The following is a 5,384-nucleotide window of genomic DNA, read 5'->3' as shown; positions in this document are numbered from 1 at the left end:
TTACTCAGAATAATAGAAAAAAAGATTAACTGACATTAAAAAACCTCAGGATATTCAAAACTGGAAATTTAACACTAAGGAGCATTAGAATACTAACTACAAAGATGACAATGACAATAACAATCTTACCGTAGTCTTGACCAACTAAAGAGCCGAGTAATTTCGGTTCGCGAGAAAGATAAGCGGATGCGGCATAGAGTTCTTCGCCAATTAAAGTATAGTCGCAAGCCGTGATAAAAAATGGTAATTGATAAATGGAATCAGTACCAGCAATTTGGATAGCGCCAGTTGTAGCTCCAGTTTCGGCTAAGATTAAAGATTCAGCCCAGAACATTCCTAAAAAGAAATTAGTTGCCGGTTTTTCTCGCACCATTATGCCGTCCACAGCCGCAGCATAAGCAAATTGACTATCCGTAATAAAGAAGATATTTTCCGGCTTAAAGACATCTGGACGGCCAACATTAGTATATGCTTCTTTTACAACTTCGCGAGCAACTGTATAAACAATCGGGTCTCGATTTGGCACAATCAGGGTTGTTTCATATTGGGCAGTCTTTTTGGCAACTTCACCTAAGATATTAATCGCAGCAATTGTCGCAATATCACTGACGGATGAGAGCCCAGGAACATAAAGGATTGGTTTTCCCATTTCGGTTGCACGACCAACTGCTTCTTCAACTGCATCCAATCCCGCAATGCGTCGAATAAATAATTCTTTTCCCTGCCGAGCACGAGAAATAAAATAAAGAATAAGACTGAAAAAGATGATAATGCCAATTAGAACATTTATGCGATTAGTGTTAAACCATTGTGCCGAACTTCGGATAAAATTGGTTGATAGGGAATAGGCTCGTAGTGTGTCATTACCGATAATTTTATAAGTAACAATCTGATAAGAATATTCTTTGCCCGATACTACTTTTTCGTCAACGAATTGTTTTTCGAAAGGAGAAAGTCTGGCAATACAAATAAAGCCTTGGTCTTTTTCGCGGCGCAAGATTTGATAGCCATCGATATTTTCAGTAATGCTGGGCGTCCAAGTCACAGTAATACTTTTACCCGCATCGTTAGGCGTATCAAAGGCTTTGATATTGGTAACAGGTTCAATTGATAAAGTCAATAATAAAATCAAAAAAATATTCATTAATAACCTCCAAACTATTGAGTTGATGAGTTGGTGAGTTTTTGAGTTGAATAATTGAACAAAGCGATGTGTCCAAAACTCATTAACTCATTAAATCTAAAAATAGGCAAAATCATTTTTCTTTACATTTGCAAGGTGTTTTATGGCATTTAGGACAACCGGTTTTGTATTTTTGGATAGCGGTTTCTAATCTAATGCCGGTAAGACTGGCTAAGGTTATAAGCCAGGCAAAGCAATCGGCAAACTCTTCTTCTAATTCTCTTTTTGTTTGTGGTTTACCGCTTTTGGTTTTTCTGATTGCTCTTGAGAGTTCGCCGACTTCTTCTAAAAACCACATAAAAGTTCCCTCAAGCCCACGCTTTTTGTCTTTGGTATAATAGAGTTGCTCAATCAATTTTTGAAATTCGTCAATCGTCACGATTTAAGTATGCTGAAGAATTATAATTTGTCAAGAACTGATGTAAGCGAGTCCTAAAAATGTTTAGGCGTTTAGATAAATTAAACGAAAGATATAAGTATAAATATCGATTGTTAATTTTTCTTTTCTCAAATTTTCTAACACTTGTTTTAGCATCCTTTCTGAAATTGAACCAATAGAAATAGACTTGCCATCAATAAAGAGCCTAAACCACCCCCAATTTTTTTATGGTAGCATCAAAAATTTTTTCCTTCCATTAGGTGTGTTCTTTTTTTCTCATTATTAAAATTGTCCATCATAGGAGGATGCACTTTATTTTTTAACATATCAAGTCTCAATTTACACAAATTATTATACATTACCCACCTATTTTTATGATTGACAAAATACTATTTTATGTTAAAATAAATTGTACTAAATAGGAGGCACTATGCCATGTATGAAACGAGCCAAGCCGAAGGCATCTTGTAAAAAGAGTGAGCCCAAGGCAAAGAAAAAGTAGTGTAAGGGGGCGGAAAACGCCCCCTATATTTTGAACAATTATATAGTTTTAGCGGTTCTTAAATCTTTGTAATTCACAAAAAAAATTCTGCCTTGAATTATAATCGGGAATACCAGTAAAACCTAAAGGTTTTAACTTTTTATATAGAATATGGAAATTTTGTATCAGCGATTTATCCGTCTAAACCGAGTCAAAGCGTTTTTAGATAAGGCCGCAAAAGATTCGCTCTTTTCGGTTACGGGTTTTGCTGGTGCCAAACCATTAATCTGTCTTGCTATAATCAAACAACTTAAAAGTAATATTATATATCTGGCTGAAGATGACCACAATAAAAACAGTCTTTATTCCGACCTCTTGTCGTTTTTACCCTCCCCAAAAATTATTTTATTTAATCCCGCTGAGTCTAATGAGTTTGATTATTTAAATTCAGTTCGTAATAATACTTTTCAAATCATTATTATTAAAAAAGAAGATTTATTGACTTTAGTTCCTGAGGTTAAAGTTCTTTCACAATATCAAATGAGATTGAGAAAAGATATGGATTTACCAATCGGTCAGTTATTAGAGTTTTTAGAAAATAGTCAATACGAACGAGTTGACTTAGTTTCAGAACCTTGTGAGTATGCAGTTCGAGGTAGTATTGTTGATGTTTTTCCCAATAATCAGACAAATCCCATAAGAATTGAATTCGTTGATAATAAGATTGAATCCTTAAGATACTTTGATACATTGAGCCAGCGGTCAATTGCTTTATTGAATGAGATTGAATTCTATTGCCGAGTTAAACCAGAAGACTTAAAAGAGCGACTCATAGATATATTACCAAAAAGCAGTGTGATTATATCGGAAGTAAGTTATCAAAATGATTATCAAGAGGTATTTGATTGTTTTGCTAAATGTATTTTTTTAACTAACGAAAAGGGTGATTTCAATTTTAACTTTTATCCCCCACCACAATATTTTAAAAACCTCCGATTATTAAAATCAGAAATTGACGCCTCGCATTTGGAATATTTCATTGTTGTTCCTTATGAATATCAACGAGAGCGATTGATGCGTGTTTTGGGCAATCAACCTCAATATCTTTTAGGCAGTTTAAGTTTAGGAATGCTTGCTCTTAGCGATAATCTCTGTGTGATTGCGGAAAGGGAATTGTTTGGCCAGCCGATTGTGAAATTACCCAAACGAAAATTTAAGGGTCAACCTCTTGACGATTTGTTGGCTTTAAATAAAGGTGATTATGTGGTTCATATTGATTATGGCATTGGACAGTTTGCGGGCATTAAACGAATTAAAGTTGATGATGTGGAAAAAGATTTCTTGTTGATTCATTACGCCCAGGGGCAAAAATTGTATGTGCCAGTGGAAAATCTTAGTCTTATCGAACGCTATATTGGAGTTGATGATTCTTTACCAACTTTAAGCCGTATCGGAACTAAGAGTTGGTTACTGACTAAACTTAAAGCCGCAAAAGCCGCCCAAGATTATGCTCAAGAATTGATAAACATTTATGCTAAACGAATTGTTGCTACTAAAACACCTTTAAGCCAAGATGAACTCTGGCAAACTGAATTTGAAGCGACTTTTCCTTTTGAAGAAACGCCAGACCAATTAAAAACCTTAGCCGAAGTAAAAAGGGATATGGAAAGCGTCAAACCAATGGAGCGTTTAGTCTGTGGTGACACTGGTTTTGGCAAAACGGAAATTGCACTACGCGCAGCTTTTAAGGCGGTGACAAACTTAAAACAGGTTTGTGTCTTAGTACCGACTACGATATTATGTTATCAGCATTATAATACTTTTAAGAAGCGCTTTGTGGATTTTCCTTTTCGCATTGAAATGTTATCAAAATTTATTTCTAAAACTCAGCAAGAAAAAATTATTGCCGATTTACGAAACGGAAAGGTCGATATTATTATCGGGACTCATATGCTCTTAAATCCTAAGATTGCGTTTAAGGATTTAGGCCTATTAATCATTGATGAAGAGCAGAAATTTGGCGTGAAACAAAAAGAAATGATAAAAAAATTAAAATCAACCGTTGATGTCTTAATGCTTACCGCAACACCAATTCCCCGAACTTTGTATAAAGCCTTAGTCGGAATTAGTGATATTTCGCCAATTCATACACCACCAGTTGGCAGAAAAGATATTATCACTGAAGTTACAACCTGGAATAACGAATTTATTTATCAGAGGATTCAAAGAGAACTTTCACGGCAGGGACAGGTTCTATTTATTCATAATCGGATTGAATCGATTAAGGACATTACTCGGCGGCTCTACAATTTAAATCCTAACTGGCGGATTGCAGTAGCCCATAGTAAGTTGTCGGAAAAAGCGCTTGCGGAAATTTATCTCAATTTTCTTGATAAGAAGTATGACATTTTAGTTGCTACGGCAATTATGGAATCGGGTTTAGATATGCCTAATGTCAATACAATTATTATTAATCGTGCCCACGAATTTGGCATAGCGGATTTACATCAACTACGAGGACGAGTTGGGAGGTCAGATAAGCAAGGTTTTTGTATTTTAATTATACCCGATAAAGAAGTTACCGAAACTGCGAAAAAACGCATTGCAACCATACTGGCTTATTCTCAGTTAGGCGCAGGGTTTCGTTTAGCCATGCGAGATATGGAAATAAGGGGGGTCGGAAATATTTTGGGTTCTGAACAGCATGGTCATATTGCCGGTGTTGGATTTACTTTATATCAGCAAATGCTAAAAGAAGCAATTGCAAAATTGCAAGGCGAGGCGACTCCAACTGAACCAGAACTTTCTTTAGATGTTTCCGCATATATCCCTGAAACCTATATCAACGATGCTTACGAACGAGTGGCAATCTATAAACGATTACTCTCTTTAGAAAATGAGGGAGAATTAAAGTTAATCAAAGAAGAACTAAAAGACCGATTTGGAAAATATCCTGATGTTATTGAAAATCTATTTATTATTGCGGAAATCAGGCTTAAAGCCAAAGCACTCAATCTATTAAAAGTATCATTGAAAAATAATCAAATTACTCTTGTCCGGCTGGAAAAAACTTTCACAACATATGGTAATATTAATACGCTTTTAAGATTACTCTCGCAACATCTCAAATAACTCATAACAAATCCCTTTGGAAAAAGAAGTTTTTTCCATAATAAAAATTAACATTAAATTCGTTGACTTATAACTAATTATTGTTATAATCCTTGTCGCAAAAAGGTTTTGGGTTTTTAACAAAGTATGGTTATTATCTTAATTTGGCTTGTAACATTGACATTTGCCAGTATTGCTATTCCATGGTCAATAAAGCGGTACCGTCGGTC

Annotated in this window: 4 protein-coding genes (1 of these 4 only partly in view); 2 read left to right on the top strand and 2 right to left on the bottom strand. The window is 35.1% G+C overall.

Features of this window, described 5'->3' with window-relative positions; genetic code table 11:
• Positions 1-25: 25 nt before the first annotated feature.
• Positions 26-1,144: a fibronectin type III domain-containing protein gene (locus N2201_03880; protein ID MCX7785352.1), complete on the bottom strand. Its 1,119-nt coding sequence runs from the start codon at positions 1,142-1,144 to the stop codon at positions 26-28.
• A gap of 112 nt (positions 1,145-1,256) precedes the next feature.
• Positions 1,257-1,562, bottom strand: a complete 306-nt coding sequence (locus N2201_03875; protein ID MCX7785351.1) for a nucleotide pyrophosphohydrolase — start codon at positions 1,560-1,562, stop codon at positions 1,257-1,259.
• 652 nt (positions 1,563-2,214) lie between these two features.
• Between N2201_03875 and mfd the strand changes: the two genes are divergently transcribed.
• Together mfd and N2201_03865 are read left to right on the top strand one after the other, a co-directional pair.
• Positions 2,215-5,175 (top strand): transcription-repair coupling factor, encoded by a 2,961-nt coding sequence (gene mfd, locus N2201_03870; protein MCX7785350.1) that lies wholly within the window; start codon positions 2,215-2,217, stop codon positions 5,173-5,175.
• A 126-nt stretch (positions 5,176-5,301) separates the two neighbouring features.
• Positions 5,302-5,384 carry the 5' end (the start) of a queuosine precursor transporter gene (locus tag N2201_03865; protein MCX7785349.1) on the top strand. 712 nt of this gene lie beyond the right edge of the window, so only the first 83 of its 795 coding nucleotides appear in the window; it begins with the start codon at positions 5,302-5,304; its stop codon lies off the right edge, out of view.

It is taken from the genome of candidate division WOR-3 bacterium (assembly GCA_026418155.1).
GTDB lineage: Bacteria > Hydrothermota > Tepidihabitantia > Tepidihabitantales > CAIPLT01 > JAOABV01.
Note: the sequence above shows the minus strand (reverse complement) of the source record. Positions and strands in the feature narration are given on the sequence as shown.